Origin of the sequence: Dyella sp. KRB-257 (assembly GCF_049445995.1) — a bacterium.
Taxonomy (GTDB): Bacteria; Pseudomonadota; Gammaproteobacteria; order Xanthomonadales; family Rhodanobacteraceae; genus Dyella_A.
On sequence record NZ_JBMSDZ010000004.1, the window covers coordinates 225418 to 240441 of the forward strand.

Here is a 15024-nt window from a genome sequence, read left to right on the forward strand (position 1 = left end):
GGAGAGGAGGCAAAAAAAGCAGAGCCATACGCATGGACTATTCCTACCTCGCTTCGAACTGGACCGCCGTGCGTGAGCGCGTCGCCGCAGCGTGTCGCGACGCCGGGCGTGAGCCGGCCGAGGTGGCGATCCTGCCGGTCAGCAAGACCTTTGGCGTCGAGGTGGTGCGTGCGGCCGCGGCGCTGGGCCTGCACCGCTTCGGCGAGAACCGCGTGCAGGAAGTGCGCGAGAAGGCGCCGCAGCTCGCCGACTGCGGCATCGAGTGGGTGATCATCGGTCCGCTGCAGACCAACAAGGCGAAGGATGTCGCCCGTCTCGCCCACGAGGTGCAGACGCTGGATCGGATCGAGCAGGCCGAGGCGCTGGATCGCCGCCTGCAGGGCGAAGGCCGCGCGCTCGACGTGCTGGTGCAGGTCAAGACGTCGCCGGAAGAGAGCAAGCACGGCATCGCCCCGGCGGGCCTGTCCGCCCTGCTGGCCGGCCTGCGCCGCTTCGACACCCTGCGCGCGCAGGGCCTGATGACCATCGCCACCCACACCGACGACGAGGTCGAAGTGCGCCGCTGCTTCCGTCAGTTGCGCCAGCTGCGTGACGCCATGGCGGCCGAGGGTCATGCGCTGCCGCGGCTGTCGATGGGCATGAGCGGCGATTTCGCCCTGGCCATCGCCGAGGGCGCCACCGAGCTGCGCATCGGCAGCGCGATCTTCGGCGCGCGGACTGCGGCGGCACGCTGAACCGCGCTTGCGGGGCGCACAGGCTGAACGAAGTACTCCGCAATACCGGTCATCAGGGTTCACTTAACTCCGATCCAACCTCACCCCCCGGCTCCTTTGCTAGTTTCACCCGGTTGTCCCGGCGCCGGTGCCTCCGGCGAAGGGTGATGCAAACCCGCCAAGCTCGTCAGGGGGAGTCTGTCCCGCATGCCATTGAAGTCATTGACCGCGCTGGTCGCGCTGGCCATCGCCGTGTTTGCCGCCCCGCTGCAGGCCGGCGAAGCCGCCGCCCGGCTGCCGATGAACATCGTGGCCGCCCCTCTTGCCGATGCCATCCCGCTGGTGAATCCGGCCGCCCGCCTGGCGCAGTCGGTGTTGCCGGCGAACCCGTCGTCGCTGCTGCAATCTGCGGCGCGGACGGCCCCGGTCGATGTCGTCAGCGACCTGCGCAAAACCCTGGTCGACCTGGCGATGACCCTGCGCCATATCCGCTACGTGCGTGGTGGGCGCAATCCGTCCACCGGCTTCGACTGCAGCGGCTTCGTGCGTTACGTGTTCGCCCACGCAGTCGGTCTGCAGCTGCCGTCCAATTCGGCCGCGCAGTTCCTCGCCGGCCTCAAGGTAAGCCGCAAGGACATGCAGCCGGGCGACCTGGTGTTCTTCCGCACCGCCGGCCGCCGCGGGCGCATCTCGCACGTGGGCATCTACATCGACCATGGCCGGTTCATCCATTCACCCTCGCGCGGCCAGACCGTGCGCGTGGACAACCTGGCCGACGCCTACTGGGCGCGCCACTTCGCCGGTGCCAAGCGGCCGAAAGGCATCGCCCGGATCGAGCAGGTGCCCGGCAAGAGCTGAACCGGCGATCGTCATCGACATCCGACAGGGCCGCCACGAGGCGCGGCCTTTTTTGCCCGCGTGCGGTGGTGCGACGGGCAGCACCGGTTGCGCGTGGCCGCCCGCGGCCCCATGTCGGACGGCTGTGTCCCCGTGACTCCCGGAGTGCCCATGTCGTTTGCCCCGCTGCTCAACCTGCCCGGCGTCACCGCCGAGCCCGAGGCCGCCACCCGTGGCTACGTGTTCAACCACACGATGATTCGCATGAAGCACATCGCCTTCATCAAGGACCCCGACGGCTACTGGATCGAGATCCTGCAACCCACGTCGCTGGCAGTGTAATCACCGCCACCCGCGCCTCCCTGGAGCCCGCTCGCGGACGATGCATTTTTTGCTTTGGTGCGGATCATGAGCAAAGGCATCGCCCGCGAGCGGGTATCTACAACGGATCAGGGCGCTACCCGCGAGCGAACCGAAGGGGCGGCGCGCGGTCTGTGATGCCGCTGCCGTCCGCAGCTCCAAGGAAACCCCATGCCGATCTCGCTTCCACCGGTCACCCGCAACTTGCTGATCGCCAACGTGGTGGTGTTCCTGCTGCAGCAGGTGATGCCGGGCCTGCTCGACTGGCTGGCGCTGTGGCCGCTGGGCAGCGGACTGTTCGAGCCGTGGCAAATCGTGACCAACGGCTTCATGCACGGCGGCATCGCGCACATCGCCTTCAACATGCTGGCGCTGTACATGTTCGGCGGGCAGATCGAGCGGCTGTTCGGCGCGCGGCACTACACCATCTATTACTTCATCTGCCTGGTGGTGGCGTCGCTGCTGCAACTGGTGGTGCTGCGCTGGTTCGCGCACGACTTCCAGACGCCCACGATCGGCGCCTCCGGGGCGATTTTCGGCCTGCTGCTGGCGTTCGGCATGATGTACCCGCACGAGAAGGTGTATTTCATGCTGCTGCCGATCCCGATGCCGGCGTGGCTGTTCGTGATTCTCTACGGCGGACTGGAGCTGTTTTCGGGCGTGTTCGGCTGGATGCCGGGCGTGGCCCACTTCGCGCACCTGGGCGGCATGCTGGGTGGCTGGCTGCTGATCCAGTACTGGCGCGGGCGCTTTCCGATCAAGCCACGGCGGCGATTGCTGCGCTAGCAAGCGTCCCATGCCTGCAAGGTCGACGCTTGATGCCGGATGGTTGAGTTCGACGTAAACGCTCAGCGCAGCGCGAGGAAATCCGCGCTGACCACGAAGCGCACCGCATCCAGTCGCAGCCGCGACCTGGGCAGCGCTTCCAGCAGCGCGTCGCGCTCGGCCTGCACCATGGCGATTTCGTCGGCGCTGATCGAGGGGTTCACCGCCCGCAGCGCGTGCAGGCGGGCCAGTTCGGCATCGAGCGTCTCGGTGGCCAGCGCGGTGGCTTCGGCCACGCGTTCGGCGGCGCGGCTGCCGGCGGCGGCTTCCGCCTTCTCCAGCATCGGCGGCACCAGCTTGTTGAGGAACTTGCGGTAGCGCGCCACCTCGATGCTGCGGTCGGCCGCCTTGCGCAGCGCGATCTCGCTGGGCTGGAAGTCGTCGCGCTCGGCCAGTCGGGTGTCGATGGTGACCACGATCGGCAGCGTCGGCAAAAAGCGCTCGGCATCGAGCCCGCGGTCGGCCACGCATTCGAGCAGGTAGACCGCCTGCAGCAGCACACTGCGCGGGCCGAGCACGTCGTCGACCATGAAGGCCGCGTTGCCCTGCTCGCCGGAGAGCGCGAGATCCATCGCGCCCATCACCAGCGGGTGATCCAGCCGCAGCAGCGGCAGCTCCTCGCGCGCCAGCGCCACGTCGCGATCGAAGGTGACCGAGATCGGCCCGTCGGCGAAGCCGGGCAGGGCATCCGTGGAGAGATACTGCGGATCGAGCAGCAGCACCTTCGGGCCGAGCTCCTCGGCGTGGATGCCGAACTGTTCCAGCAGGCGCTGCACGAAGGCGTCGCGCGAGGGGTCGACATCCTCACGACGAAACGCCTGGCTCAGCTCCTCGGCGTGCAGATCGCGGCTGGCGGCCAGTTCCAGCAGGTGGTCGCGGCCGGCGCGGATCAGCTCGGCCAGCTCCTCGTGGCTGGCGCGGGTCTCGGCGATCAGCACGTCCAGCTCCTGGTCGCGGCCGTCCGCACTGCGGGCATGTTCGCTGGCCAGCTCGGCCAGAGGCGCGCCGTAGCGGCGCAGCAGTTCGCGGCCGTCGGCCGGGCTGGTGCGGAACGCGTCCAGGCCCTCGTCATACCAACGCGCCAGCACGTGCTGCGCGCTGCCCTCGACGGCCAGGATGTGGATGGAAATGTCGTGCTGCTGGCCGATGCGGTCGAGCCGGCCGATGCGCTGTTCGAGCAGGTCGGGATCCAGCGGCAGGTCCCACAGCACCAGGCGATGGGCGAACTGGAAGTTGCGTCCTTCCGAGCCGATCTCCGAGCACAGCAGCAGGCGCGCGCCATCCGGCTGGGCGAAGAACGCCGCGTTGCGATCGCGCTGGATGATGCCCAGCCCTTCGTGGAAGCGCGCCAGCCCGGCGCCGGTGCGCGTGCGCAGGGCTTCTTCCAGCGCCAGCACCTTGGCCTGGCTGCGGCAGATCAGCAGGAACTTGTCCTGCGGGTGGTTTTCCAGCAGGTCGACCAGCGCCTGCAGGCGCGCGTCCTCGCTGTAGTCCAGCGCGAGGATTGGCGCGGGCTGCTGGATGTCGGCGTGGAACTCGGCCAGCAATGACTGGCGCGCGCCCTCGTCGAGCAGGTCCGGATCGAGCAGGTGCCACACCGGCACGCGTCTGGGAAAGCCGCCGATGCCGGCGCGGCGGTTGCGGAACATGGCGCGGCCGGTGCCGTGGCGGTCGATCAGCGCGGCGAGGATGGCGCGCGCGTGCTCGGGCTTGATCTTCGTCTCGGCCAGCTGCGCGGTGAGCTCGGTGTCGCCGGCCAGCGCGGCGGCCAGCATGCTGCGCTGCTCCACGCTGAGCGGCTGGTTTTCCAGCAGGCGGTCGGCCACCTGCGACAGCGCCTGGAAGGTATCGGCCTCGGCGAGGTAGGCGTCCAGATCGCTGTAGCGCTGCGGATCGAGCAGGCGCAGGCGGGCGAAATGGCCGCTGCGGCCGAGCTGCTCGGGCGTGGCGGTGAGCAGGATTACGCCGGGCGTCTGCGCGGCGAGCCTTTCCACCAGCGCGTAGCGCGGGCTGGCCGCTTCCGGCGTCCACTCCAGGTGGTGCGCCTCGTCGACCACCAGCAGATCCCAGCCGGCGTCGAGCAGCTGCTGCGCGCGCCTGGGCGAGGATTCCAGGAAGCCGAAGTCGGCGATCACCATCTGCTCGTCCTCGAACGGATTGCTGCCCGGCTCGGACTGCTCCAGCGCCTCGCAGCGCTCCTCGTCGTAGATCGCGAAGCTGAGGTTGAAGCGGCGCATCAGCTCGACGAACCACTGGTACACCAGCGTGTCCGGCAGCAGCACCAGCGCGCGCGCGGCGCGGCCGGTGGCGAGCTGGCGGGCGAGGATCATGCCGGCTTCGATGGTTTTTCCTAAGCCCACTTCGTCGGCCAGCAGCACGCGGGGTGGACGGCGCGCCGCGGCGATGCCAGCCACGCGCAGCTGGTGCGGCACCAGGCCTACGCGCGCGGCGGCCAGACCCCAGGTGGGCGAGCGGCGGGCTTCGGCGCGGCGGCGCAGGGCGTCCAGGCGCAGCTCGAACTGGGCCACCGGATCGGTGCGCCCGCCGATCAGCCGATCGTCGGCCTGGCTGACGCTCTGTTCGTCGTCGAGCTGGCCTTCCTCCATCTCGCGACCCTCGCCGCGGTAGACGAACAGCCCCTCGCGCACGTCCACGCGCTCGACCAGGAAGGAGATGCCCTTGCCGGCGATGCGCTGGCCGGGACGGAACTCGGCGCGCACCAGCGGCGCAGATTCCATCGCGTAGGGCCGCAGCACGCCGGCCTTGGCGAACAGCACCTGCACGCCGCGGCCCTCGACGCGCAGCACGGTGCCCAGGCCCAGTTCGGGTTCGGCGGTGGAGATCCAGCGTTGACCGGGTACGAACATGGCAAAACCGCGCAGCGACAAAGGCCGAGGATTATCCGCCCCTTGTCGCGCGCAGGGAACAGCGCGCGCCGATCAAGTCTCGCTCCATTCGCGCAGCAGGTTATGGTAGACGCCGGTGAGCTGCAGCACCGCCGCCGCGTCGGCACGACTGGCGCGCAGCGCCTGGATCGACTGGTCGAGCTCGAACAGCGTGCGGCGGCGGCGCTCGTCGCGCACCAGGCTCTGCACCCAGAAGAACGCGGCCAGACGTGCGCCGCGCGTCACCGGCATCACGCGATGCAGGCTGCTGGCCGGATAGATCACCAGGTCGCCGGCCGGCAGCTTCACCGCATGCTCGCCGTAGGTGTCGCTGACGATGAGCTCACCGCCGTCGTAGCTGGCCGGATCGGCGAGGAACAGCGTGCCGGCGATGTCGCTGCGCAGCTGGTTGCCGTCGGGCAGTGCCATCACCGCGCCGTCGACGTGGAAGCCGTATTCGCCGCCACCCTCGTAGCGGTTGAAGCGCGGCGGCAGCATGCGCAGCGGCAGCGTGGCGGCGTGGAACAGCGGATGGCGCGCCAGTGCCGACTGCACCTGCGCGGCCAGCGCATGGCGCAGCGCCGAGGCGTCCGGCAGTTGCCGGTTGCGCTTCACCTCGCGACCCTGTGCGCCCACCGTCTCGCGTCCGTCGGCCCAGTCGGCGTCGTCCAGCGCACGGCGCACTTGGCTCAGTTCGACGGAATCGAGCACGGCAGGCAGGTGCAGCAGCATGGCGCAGAGTCCGGTCAGAAGCGGAAGTTGGCGGTGAGCATCGCCGATCGCGGCGTGCCGGGCGTGTAGCGATAGCCGCTCTTGTTGATCGCGGCCACGTGGCGCTTGTCGAACAGGTTGTACAGGTTGAGCTGCACGCTCAGGTGCTGGTTCACCGGCAGGCTGGCCACGGCATCGAACACCCAGTACGCCCCGGTGGAGGTCGGCGTGCCGATGGCGCCATCGGTGCCGCGCTTGAGTCCGCCCACGTAGCGCGCGCCGCCGCCGAGGGTGAGGCCGGAGGTCCAGCGGTAGGTGGTCCAGCTGGTGAAGGCCCGCTTCGGGGTGTAGGCCAGGTCGCGCGAACCGTCGCTGCTCACCACGGCGCCGGTGCGCACGGTGGCGTCCATCGTGGTGAAGCCGGCGCTGATCGCCCAGTGCTCGGTGAGCCGGCCGATCGCGCCCAGCTCCACGCCCTGCACGCGCTTGCGGCCCACCTGGTAGTACTGCTGGTCCACCGGGTCCTGCACCAGCTCGTTGCTGACGGTGGTGCGATAGAGCGCGCCGGTGAGCAGCAGCTTGCCGTCAAGCACATCCCACTTGGTGCCCACTTCCACCGTACGGGCCTTCTGCGGATCGAGGTTGGGGTTGTCCGCGCTGTTCGCCGCGCTGCTCAGGGTGAGCGTATTGCCGCCCGGCGGCTCCTGCGACTGCGCCACGTTGACGTAGAGGCTGCCGTTCGCCACCGGCTTGTACAGCACGCCGAGCTTGTAGTTGGGGAGGTTGCCGGACACTCGCGTGGCCAGTCCTGGAACCGGCGTGCCCTTGGGCAGCGCGCCGCAGGCCGGCGCGTTGCGTGCGCCGCACAGCACGGTGCTGTCGAAGTCGGTGGTGTAGTGGTCGAAACGTGCGCCGGCATGGATCTTCCAGCGTTCGCCGAAGCTCAGCGTGTCGAAGGCGTAGACCGCGGCCGTGCGGGTGACGCCGCGACTGCGCGCACCGGTGCGACCCACCAGCAAGCCGCCGACGTCGGCATCGGGCGCGTACAGGCTGGCCGCAGGGAGCTTGCTGTCGCCCGGCGCGGCCCGACCGATCGCACGGGCTTCCTCGCGCGTCAGCTCCACGCCCAGGCTCAGGTCGTGATCGACGTGGCGGCCTTCGGCGTGCACGCGCAGATTGGTCTGGTTGGTGAGGATGCGGTGGGTCTGGTCCTTGAACGTGGGCAGGTCGCGGGTGATCGTCCAGGTGCCGGGATCGGCGGGGTCGGGCGTGAGCAGGTTGGCCGCGGTCGTGCGGTAGGAGATCAGCTGGTAGTCCTGGTGGGTGCGGGCCCAGCGTGCGGTGTCCTGCAGCGTGACGTCGGGCGAGAAGTCGTGTTGCACGATGGCGGTGAGCATGTCCGAGCGCACGTCGTCGTGGTCGCCCAGGGTGCCGTAGAAGTTCGACGGGTCGACCGGCGCGGCGTCATCCAGGAACGGGCGCGTCGGGTCGGGCGTGCCGTAGCCGGGCAGGCCGACGGTGGGGACGCCGCCGTCCGGACGGTTGTGCTGGGTGACGTGCAGCGCATCGAGATAGATCCGCGTGGCCGTCTTCAGGCCGAACGCCAGCGAGGGCGCCACGCCCCAGCGCTTGTTGCGCACGTCGTCGCGGCCGGGCACGCCGCTGTCCTGGCCCAGCACGTTGAGCCGGAAGGCGGCGGTGGGCGACAGCGTCTGGTTCCAGTCCGCGGTGGCGCGGCGCTGGGTGGCGCTGCCGTAGGCGAGGGAACCGGCCAGCGCATCGGCCGGCATCGGCTGCCTGCTGACCAGGTTGATCGCGCCGGTGGGCGCGGTGCGGCCGTAGGTGGTGCCGTCCGGACCCTTGGTGACCTCGATCTGCTCGAGGTTGAACACGTCACGCGAGTAGGAGCCGAGGTCGCGCACGCCGTCGACGAAGATGCTGCCCGAGGTGTCGAAGCCGCGCATGGTGATGCCGTCACCGGTGGTTGTGGTGCCGTTCTCGCCGGCGTAGAAGGTGCCCACGCCCGGGCTGTTGCGCAGCGCCTCGGTGAGTGTGGTGGCGCCCTGCTGTTCGATCAGGTCGCGGCCGATCACCTGCACGGTCTGCGCGGTATCCAGCAGCGTCTGGGTGTACTTGGGCGAGGACAGCTGGTCGACGCGGTAATCCGGGCCGCGGTTCGCTTCCACCTTGAGGCCGGGCAGGTTGCGCGCCTGGGCTATCTGGGCGTGGGTGCCTACGTCGGTGGCCCCGGCCGTCTGGGCGATGGTCATGCCGGCGAGCAGGGCGGTGGTGGGAAGGGCGCGCTTGCGCGCAGTGATGAAAGCCATGCCTTTGTCCTTGTCGCATCGGTCTTGCCGTCCGGTGGTGAATACGGGCAAGTCACCACCGTCCGATACCGCCTGGTGCGGTGCCGGAGACCGGGATTGGTGGGTGCGCTGGCTGGCGGGCGTGAGGCGAGGGCTGGGCGCGGAGGCCACAATCATATCTAAATGATAATGATTTGCAATAGCATGGACTGAACCCTTGCGATCTGCCGTCATCGTTCGGTCGATGGCGTGCCCGATGGCCTCTGTCGGGGGGGCAGTCGCATCCGGATGCGCCGATGCCGATGGCCGCGATCAATTCAGGAACACAGGAACTTCAGCCACTTGATGTGGCGATGGGGGTCTCGGTCAGGTGCGGCTTGAGCCCGTGGGCGTGCCAGACCTTGAGCACGGTGGTGTCGGAGATCCCCAGCTTGGCGGCGAGGGTACATGTGCTCCAGTGGGTGGCATTCTCGGGCAAGGTCGGGTCGTCATCTGCACGATGTGCGCCGCATCGATATGGGACTTGCGTCCGCTGCGCGGCAGATCGCCGGATACCGCCGCGATGCCGCCCTGCGCAAAGCGCTTGCGCCATTCGATGACCTGATTGCGACTGATCTGCAGACGCCGCGCGATCTCGTGATTTCCTATGCCTTCGGCCGCCAGCAAGACAATCCGCGCGCGTCGCACCGTCCGCGCATCCATCGTCTGCGAGCGCGCGCGACGCTTCAGTTCGGCCCGCTGTTCATCGGTCAGCGTGATGGCAACGGCACTCTTCATCGTTCGCTCCAGTCCCGAGGAACGTCGACTGGACCCAAGCGAAGGAAAATAGTTCATTTATTTCGCAAGCACTACATTAGATCAGACCCATGTAGCGCAGCATCAGCAGCACGACCGCGCCGCCCACCGCCAGCAGCACGATGCGACGCACGCGCGTGACGGTGTGCTGGCGCCGGGTGATCGGCGAGGGATGGCGTGCCGCCGCCAGCGCGTCGCCGTGACGGATCACCGGATCGATGCCGATCTCCCTCAGCAATTCGCGCGCGCGGGTGTAGTCGTCGGCGTGGGTCACCCACACCTGCGGCCACTGCTCGCGGCTTTCGCGCTGCTGGATGTAGCTGAAACGCTGGTGCGCGCGGCGGTTCCAGCGCGAGACGTTCTGCACCTGGCACTCGATGCCGTGCTGGTTGAGCAGGGCGACGAGGCGGTCGATGTTGGGCTGGTGCGGTGAGGTGTAGAGCTGGCGCATGGTCGGATTCCGTCGGTCAGCTGTCGCGCAGGCGGATCAGGCCTTCCTGCGCGGTGGAGGCGATCAGTCGGCCGTCGCGGCTGAAGATCTGTCCGCGGGCCAGTCCCCGCGCGCCCTGTGCGGTGGGGCTGTCGAACGAGTACAGCAGCCACTCGTCCACACGGAACGGGCGGTGGAACCACAGCGCGTGATCCAGGCTGGCCATCTGCACGTTGTGCGTCATGTACGAGATGCCGTGCGGCAGCGTGGCGGTGCCGATCAGGTGGAAGTCCGAGGCGTAGGCCAGCAGTGCGCGATGCAGGATCGCCGAGTCGCCGATCGGCGCGGTGAGGCGGAACCAGATGTGCTGGATCGGCGGACGCTTGACCGGATGCAGGTCGTCGCGCGGCCACACCTGGCGGAACTCGAACGGACCGTCGATGCCCAGCCAGCGCTGCAGCTTCACCGGCAGCTTGGCCAGTTCCTCGGGGCTGAGGTGACGCATCGGCTCCAGGTCGTCGGGCGAGGGCACCTCGGGCATCGAGGTCTGGTGCTCGAAGCCCTTTTCCGGCTCCTGGAACGAGATCGAGCCGTTGAGGATCGGCTGGCCGTGCTGGATCGCCACCACCCGGCGCGAGGAGAACGTGCCGCCGTCGCGGGTGCGCTCCACGCTGTAGACGATCGGCGCGTCGATGTCGCCGGCGCGCAGGAAGTACGCGTGCAGCGAGTGCGCCTCGCGGCGCGGGTCGACGGTGCGCTGGGCGGCGGACAATGCCTGTCCCAGCACCTGGCCGCCGAACACGAAGCGGGTGCCGATGTCGCGGCTCTGGCCACGGAAGAGGTTGTCTTCCAGCCGTTCCAGGTCCAGCAGGTCGACCAGTTCCTGGACGTGTTCCTCGCGCATGGGCTGCTCGATAAGTGGAGGAAATCAGCCGGCGATTATAGCGGGGTGGGGTGGTGGGGATCCGGACGAGCACCGGGCTGGCCATTGGGATCCGCGGCGAGCACCCGCCCCTCACCCCAGCCCTCTCCCCGTCGGGGAGAGGGCTGGGGTGAGGGGCGGGTGCTCGCCAGCGTGCTGAACGCAGGTAGCGGCTCGTCAACCCTGAACCCGCCGCAGCCCGCACCCCGCCAGCACCGCATCCCACGGAAACAGCGGCCCCGGATCGAGCTTGCGCGGCACCTCCCGCGAGGGATCGTCGCTGGCCGGCATCCGTGCGGTGTCCAGATCCTCGTGCCCGGCGATCTCGCGTAGGTGGGGAAACTCGCGCCGGAGCTCGGCCAGCAGGTCCAGCAATGCGGCGATCTGCACGTCCGGGTAGGGCTCGGTCATCGTCTGCTGGCGCGAGTCCCACCAGTGCGGGTAGCGCCCCCGGTTCACCAGCTCGATGCCGATGGAGTGTGCGTTGTGGCCGCGCACGTGATGCGCCACGCGGGTGCCGGGCACGTAGCGTTCGATGCGGCCGTCGCGGTCGATGTAGTAATGCCCGCTGTTTCCGGTGCCGCTCGCGTGCTGCAGCCGTTCGCCGTACTCGCGCGCGGTGGCCAGGTCCGGCAGCTCGGTGCAGTGGATCACCACCCGGCGCACCGCGTCGGCCGGGCGTTCGGCGAGGCGGTCGACGTAGGGCAGGGGGTGGTCGCGGATGAGCGGTGGCATGGGCGAAAGTCTCGCACGGCGCCGGGTATCATGGACGGCCCGCCCCGCCCAGGAGCCGCCATGCGCAGCCCGATCATCCTCTCGCACGGTTCCGACTCCGGCCCCGATGCCACCAAGGTCAGCGCGCTGGCCGCGCTAGCCGAATCGCTGGGCTGGAGCACGCGGCGCCCCGATTACCGCGAGGACGACGCGTTGGGATACGCCGGCTCGGTGCCGGCCCGGCTGGCCCGGCTGCGCGCCGTGATCGAGGCGCAACCGGCGCCGCCGGTGCTGGTGGGCTCCAGCATGGGCGCCTTCGTCTCCGGGCTGGCCTCGCTGGAGCATCCGGTCGCCGGCCTGTTCCTGCTGGCCACGCCGGAGAGCATTCCAGGCTGCGAGGTCGATTTCGACGTCACCCCCGACGTGCCCACCCTGCTGATCCACGGCTGGCGCGACGAACTGTGCCCGCTGGACGACATGTACACCTTCGCCGCGCGTCGTCAGCTGCCGCTGCTGATCCTCGACGACGACCACCGCCTCGGCGACAGCGTGGAGGCGATCGCCAGCCAGTTCCGGTTGTTCCTCGACCAACTGGCGGCGCGCGCATGACGGCGTTCTTCGCCAGCTGCCCGAAGGGCCTGGAATACCTGCTCAAGGACGAACTGGCCGCGCTCGGTGCGCAGGACACGCGCGAGACCGTCGCCGGCGTGCACTTTGCCGGCACGCTGGAAACCGCCTATCGCGCCTGCCTGTGGTCGCGCCTGGCCAGCCGCGTGCTGCTGCCGCTGGGCGAGTTCGACGCGGCGAACGACGAGGCGCTGTATGCCGGCGTGCAGGCCATCGACTGGTCGACCCATCTCGCCAGCCATGCCACGCTGGCGGTCGACGCGCACACCACGCTGAGCAAGCTCACTCACAGCCAGTACCTGGCGCAGCGGGTGAAGGACGCGGTGGTCGACCAGTTCCGCCAGCGCGACGGCGAGCGTCCCAGCGTGGATACCGACGAGCCGGACGTGCGCATCAACGTGCGCCTGCGCCGCGATCGCGCCACGCTGTCGCTGGATCTCTCCGGCAGCCCGCTGCATCGCCGCGGCTGGCGCGAGCTGCACGGCGAGGCGCCGCTGAAGGAAAACCTCGCCGCCGCGATGCTGCTGCGCGCCGGCTGGCCGCAGATCTACGCCGAGGGTGGTGCATTGCTCGACCCGATGTGCGGCTCCGGCACGCTGCTGGTGGAAGGCGCCTGGATGGCGGCCGACGTGGCGCCGGGCCTGCACCGCGAGTACTTCGGTTTTCTCGGTTGGGCGCAGCACGACATCGCGCTGTGGAAGCGCCTGCACGAGGAGGCTACGCAGCGCGCCGAGGCCGGCCTGCGCGCGCTGCGCTCGTGCTTCTTCGGTTCCGACTCGGACCCGCGCATGGTGCAGACCGCCAAGCGCAACGCGCAGGAAGCGGGGGTCGCCGGCTTCTTCACGCTCGATCGCCACGACGCGTTGCACGTGGCGCCGCCGCCCGGCGTGTCGCGCGGCCTGGTGATCACCAATCCGCCCTACGGCGAGCGCCTGGGTGAGCGCGAGCAGATGCCGCCGCTGTACCGCGCGCTGGGCGAAACGCTGCGCGCGCGCTTCACCGGCTGGCGCGCCGCGGTGCTGGCTGGCGACGTGGAACTCGGCCGCGCCATGCCGCTGCGCGCGGAGAAGAAATACACGCTCTACAACGGCGCGCTGGAAACCGTGCTGCTGATCTTCGAACTGCACGCGCGCGAGGCGATGCCGCACGAGTCCAAGCCGCTGTCGCCCGGCGCGCAGATGCTGAAGAACCGGCTGGAGAAGAACCTCAGGCACCTGCGCAAGCGGCTGCAGCGCGAGGGCATCCACTGCTGGCGCGCCTACGACCAGGACCTGCCCGAGTACGCCGCCGCCATCGACGTCTACGCCAATGCCGCGGGCGATACTTGGCTGCACATCCAGGAATACCGCGCGCCGGTGGAGATCCCGGTGGAAACGGCGCGCACGCGCATGCGCGAGATCACCCGCGTGGCGGGCGAGGTGTTCGGCCTGCCGCGCGAGCGCATCGCGCTGAAGACCCGCGAGCGCGGCAAGGGCGGATCGAAGTACGGCCAGTTCGACCAGCGCGGCGAATTCGTCGAGGTGGAAGAGGGCGGCCTGAAATTTTTGGTCAATCTCACCGACTACCTCGACACCGGCCTGTTTCTCGATCACCGGCTGGTGCGCGCGCGGTTGCGCGAGCTGGCCAAGGGCCGACGCTTCCTCAACCTGTTCGCCTACACCGCCACGGCCAGCGTCTACGCCGCGGCCGGCGGCGCGCGCGACACCACCAGCGTCGACCTGTCGGCGACCTATCTTGAATGGGCTTCGCGCAACCTCGCGCTGAACGGCTTCATCGGCAGCGCGCACAAGCTGATCCAGGCCGATGCGCTGGAGTTCCTGCGCGGCGAGCGCGATCGCTACGGGGTGATCTACGTCGATCCGCCGACCTTCTCCAACTCCAAGCGCGCCGAGGATTTCGACGTGCAGCGCGATCACGTCGCCCTGCTGATGGCCTGTGGCGACCGGCTGGCGAACGATGGGGTGATCGTGTTTTCCAACAACTTCCGCCGCTTCGCACTGGATCGCGCGACGCTGGAGGAGCGCTTCACCATCGAGGACTGGACCGCCCCCGGCATCCCGTTCGATTTCACCCGACGGGCTGACATCCACGGCTGCTGGCTGCTGCGTCCGCACGCGGTGGAGGGCGACGTGAACCCGTGGGATACCGCCCGGATCAAGCGCCGCTGAGGTTTCAGTGGGCATTAAGTCGGCGGGGCCGAGCATTCATCCGGCACTGATGGAGGCGACACATGACACGCATCAACGGCAAAACCAAGATGGCGGCAGTCGCGGTAATGGTGGCGTCGGCGCTGGCGATGCCGGTGGCCGCCTCGGCACACGGCCACGGCTGGGGTCGCGGTGGTGGTCACTACGGCGCCTACCACGGTGGGCATCACGGTTATCGCGGCGGCTATTACGGCGGCTACCGTCATCACGAGGGCCACTGGGAAGGCGGTCGCTGGATCGCCGGCGCGCTGGTGGCCGGCGCCATGGTCGGCCTGGTCGACGCGGCGGTCAACCCGCGGCCGGTCTACTACGATCCCCCGGTGGTCTACAGCCGTCCGCGCACCGTGATCTACGAGGAGCGTCCGGTGATCGAGCGTCGCGTGGTGCGTACGCGCACGGTGATCTACGACGACGGGTATCCGACCCGTTACATCGGCGACGATGACGACGACGATTGATGTTCGTCGGCGGGACACAAAAAAAGCCCGGTCAAACCGGGCTTTTTTGCGGCTGCGATTTGCCCGTGGCGCTCTCGCTACGGCGGTCGAATTTTCCTCAGCCTCTCAGAGGGTGTCGACAAAATAAAACAAACCTGTAGAATCTGCCGTAGGTCTCACGAGCGGACGGTTCTCATGGAACAAAAGAAGCGCAGTGACGTAAAGCGCGGGCGCAAGCCGGCGTTGAACGAAGAT

The 15024-nt window shown here is 68.9% G+C and carries 14 protein-coding genes; 7 read left to right on the forward strand and 7 right to left on the reverse strand.

The window, feature by feature from the left end:
* Window positions 1-32: 32 nt before the first annotated feature.
* The 4 genes from ACO2Q2_RS04945 to ACO2Q2_RS04960 all read left to right on the forward strand — a co-directional run bounded on the left by ACO2Q2_RS04945 (window position 33) and on the right by ACO2Q2_RS04960 (window position 2696).
* Complete coding sequence (locus tag ACO2Q2_RS04945) at window positions 33-734, forward strand: YggS family pyridoxal phosphate-dependent enzyme (RefSeq protein ID WP_423254666.1); 702 nt, start codon at window positions 33-35, stop codon at window positions 732-734.
* A 186-nt stretch (window positions 735-920) separates the two neighbouring features.
* Window positions 921-1571, forward strand: a complete 651-nt coding sequence (locus ACO2Q2_RS04950) for a C40 family peptidase (RefSeq protein ID WP_423254667.1) — start codon at window positions 921-923, stop codon at window positions 1569-1571.
* Between the two features lie 150 nt (window positions 1572-1721).
* Window positions 1722-1892: a VOC family protein gene (locus tag ACO2Q2_RS04955; RefSeq protein WP_423254668.1), complete on the forward strand. Its 171-nt coding sequence runs from the start codon at window positions 1722-1724 to the stop codon at window positions 1890-1892.
* Between the two features lie 189 nt (window positions 1893-2081).
* On the forward strand, window positions 2082-2696 hold the full coding sequence (locus ACO2Q2_RS04960) for a rhomboid family intramembrane serine protease (protein ID WP_423254669.1): 615 nt from the start codon (window positions 2082-2084) through the stop codon (window positions 2694-2696).
* Window positions 2697-2758: 62 nt separating this feature from the next.
* Here the strand turns inward: ACO2Q2_RS04960 and rapA are convergent, their stop codons facing one another.
* From rapA to ACO2Q2_RS04995, 7 genes are all read right to left on the reverse strand, one after another.
* Entirely contained in the window at window positions 2759-5602 is a 2844-nt protein-coding gene (gene rapA, locus ACO2Q2_RS04965) for an RNA polymerase-associated protein RapA (protein ID WP_423254670.1), read from the reverse strand.
* A gap of 72 nt (window positions 5603-5674) precedes the next feature.
* Entirely contained in the window at window positions 5675-6352 is a 678-nt protein-coding gene (locus ACO2Q2_RS04970) for a Fe2+-dependent dioxygenase (RefSeq protein WP_423254671.1), read from the reverse strand.
* Between the two features lie 14 nt (window positions 6353-6366).
* Entirely contained in the window at window positions 6367-8658 is a 2292-nt protein-coding gene (locus ACO2Q2_RS04975; RefSeq protein WP_423254672.1) for a catecholate siderophore receptor Fiu, read from the reverse strand.
* A gap of 345 nt (window positions 8659-9003) precedes the next feature.
* A complete protein-coding gene (locus tag ACO2Q2_RS04980; RefSeq protein ID WP_423254673.1) occupies window positions 9004-9414 on the reverse strand; it encodes a helix-turn-helix domain-containing protein in 411 nt (136 codons plus the stop codon).
* Between the two features lie 76 nt (window positions 9415-9490).
* Window positions 9491-9883, reverse strand: a complete 393-nt coding sequence (locus tag ACO2Q2_RS04985) for a DUF2007 domain-containing protein (protein WP_423254674.1) — start codon at window positions 9881-9883, stop codon at window positions 9491-9493.
* Between the two features lie 16 nt (window positions 9884-9899).
* The gene (tesB, locus tag ACO2Q2_RS04990) at window positions 9900-10766 is read right to left on the reverse strand and encodes an acyl-CoA thioesterase II (protein ID WP_423254675.1); all 867 of its coding nucleotides are present in this window, start codon (window positions 10764-10766) and stop codon (window positions 9900-9902) included.
* 195 nt (window positions 10767-10961) lie between these two features.
* Window positions 10962-11519 carry an N-acetylmuramoyl-L-alanine amidase gene (locus tag ACO2Q2_RS04995; protein WP_423254676.1) on the reverse strand — a complete coding sequence of 186 codons (558 nt, stop codon included), beginning with the start codon at window positions 11517-11519 and terminating at the stop codon, window positions 10962-10964.
* 60 nt (window positions 11520-11579) lie between these two features.
* Here ACO2Q2_RS04995 and ACO2Q2_RS05000 point away from each other — a divergent pair, with 60 nt between their 5' ends.
* The 3 genes from ACO2Q2_RS05000 (at window position 11580) to ACO2Q2_RS05010 (ending at window position 14790) form a co-directional block, all read left to right on the forward strand.
* Window positions 11580-12107 (forward strand): alpha/beta fold hydrolase, encoded by a 528-nt coding sequence (locus ACO2Q2_RS05000; protein WP_423254677.1) that lies wholly within the window; start codon window positions 11580-11582, stop codon window positions 12105-12107.
* Entirely contained in the window at window positions 12104-14293 is a 2190-nt protein-coding gene (gene rlmKL, locus ACO2Q2_RS05005) for a bifunctional 23S rRNA (guanine(2069)-N(7))-methyltransferase RlmK/23S rRNA (guanine(2445)-N(2))-methyltransferase RlmL (RefSeq protein ID WP_423254678.1), read from the forward strand. The genes ACO2Q2_RS05000 and rlmKL overlap by 4 nt, the downstream gene beginning before the upstream one ends.
* 62 nt (window positions 14294-14355) lie before the next feature.
* A complete protein-coding gene (locus tag ACO2Q2_RS05010; protein ID WP_423254679.1) occupies window positions 14356-14790 on the forward strand; it encodes a hypothetical protein in 435 nt (144 codons plus the stop codon).
* Window positions 14791-15024: the final 234 nt, after the last annotated feature.

Excerpts from the sequence above, each read along its gene's own strand:
- ACO2Q2_RS05010 (WP_423254679.1), top strand. The coding sequence starts at position 14,356 with ATGACACGCATCAACGGCAAAACCAAGATGGCGGCAGTCGCGGTAATG.
- ACO2Q2_RS04980 (WP_423254673.1), bottom strand. The coding sequence starts at position 9,414 with ATGAAGAGTGCCGTTGCCATCACGCTGACCGATGAACAGCGGGCCGAA.
- ACO2Q2_RS04995 (WP_423254676.1), bottom strand. The coding sequence starts at position 11,519 with ATGCCACCGCTCATCCGCGACCACCCCCTGCCCTACGTCGACCGCCTC.
- rlmKL (WP_423254678.1), top strand. The coding sequence starts at position 12,104 with ATGACGGCGTTCTTCGCCAGCTGCCCGAAGGGCCTGGAATACCTGCTC.
- ACO2Q2_RS04970 (WP_423254671.1), bottom strand. The coding sequence starts at position 6,352 with ATGCTGCTGCACCTGCCTGCCGTGCTCGATTCCGTCGAACTGAGCCAA.
- ACO2Q2_RS04945 (WP_423254666.1), top strand. The coding sequence starts at position 33 with ATGGACTATTCCTACCTCGCTTCGAACTGGACCGCCGTGCGTGAGCGC.
- ACO2Q2_RS04955 (WP_423254668.1), top strand. The coding sequence starts at position 1,722 with ATGTCGTTTGCCCCGCTGCTCAACCTGCCCGGCGTCACCGCCGAGCCC.
- ACO2Q2_RS04975 (WP_423254672.1), bottom strand. The coding sequence starts at position 8,658 with ATGGCTTTCATCACTGCGCGCAAGCGCGCCCTTCCCACCACCGCCCTG.
- ACO2Q2_RS04960 (WP_423254669.1), top strand. The coding sequence starts at position 2,082 with ATGCCGATCTCGCTTCCACCGGTCACCCGCAACTTGCTGATCGCCAAC.
- tesB (WP_423254675.1), bottom strand. The coding sequence starts at position 10,766 with ATGCGCGAGGAACACGTCCAGGAACTGGTCGACCTGCTGGACCTGGAA.
- ACO2Q2_RS04985 (WP_423254674.1), bottom strand. The coding sequence starts at position 9,883 with ATGCGCCAGCTCTACACCTCACCGCACCAGCCCAACATCGACCGCCTC.
- ACO2Q2_RS04950 (WP_423254667.1), top strand. The coding sequence starts at position 921 with ATGCCATTGAAGTCATTGACCGCGCTGGTCGCGCTGGCCATCGCCGTG.
- rapA (WP_423254670.1), bottom strand. The coding sequence starts at position 5,602 with ATGTTCGTACCCGGTCAACGCTGGATCTCCACCGCCGAACCCGAACTG.
- ACO2Q2_RS05000 (WP_423254677.1), top strand. The coding sequence starts at position 11,580 with ATGCGCAGCCCGATCATCCTCTCGCACGGTTCCGACTCCGGCCCCGAT.